Origin of the sequence: Streptomyces sp. URMC 126 (assembly GCF_051386555.1) — a bacterium.
In the GTDB taxonomy this organism is placed as follows: Bacteria; Actinomycetota; Actinomycetes; order Streptomycetales; family Streptomycetaceae; genus Streptomyces.
The window spans coordinates 1-255 of record NZ_JBPQTX010001073.1 but is presented as its reverse complement, the minus strand read 5'-3'; the positions used below and the strand labels follow the sequence as shown (position 1 = coordinate 255).

The window sequence follows — 255 nt, the reverse complement described above, 5'->3', positions numbered from 1 at the left end:
CCCAGGGGGAACGCACCGTCGATGCGCTCGCCAAGGCGGCCGGGCTGAACCTGACCACCGCCTCCGCGCATCTGCAGACCCTCAAGCAGGCCGGACTGGTGGCCACCCGGCGCGAGGGGGTGCGCATCCACTACCGGCTCGCCGGCGACGACGTGGCCCGTCTGTTCGCACTGCTGCGCGAGGTGGCCCAGACGCACCAGGCCGCCGTGGAACCGGCCCGCACCGCCTACCTCGGCGAGGAGGCGGGCCGGGAGG

At 74.9% G+C, this 255-nt stretch carries 1 protein-coding gene; it reads left to right on the top strand.

Features of this window, described 5'->3' with window-relative positions; translation table 11 throughout:
- Window positions 1-255 (top strand): ArsR/SmtB family transcription factor (locus tag ACSNOK_RS35140; RefSeq protein WP_436784753.1); only part of this gene is annotated, 255 nt, incomplete at both ends.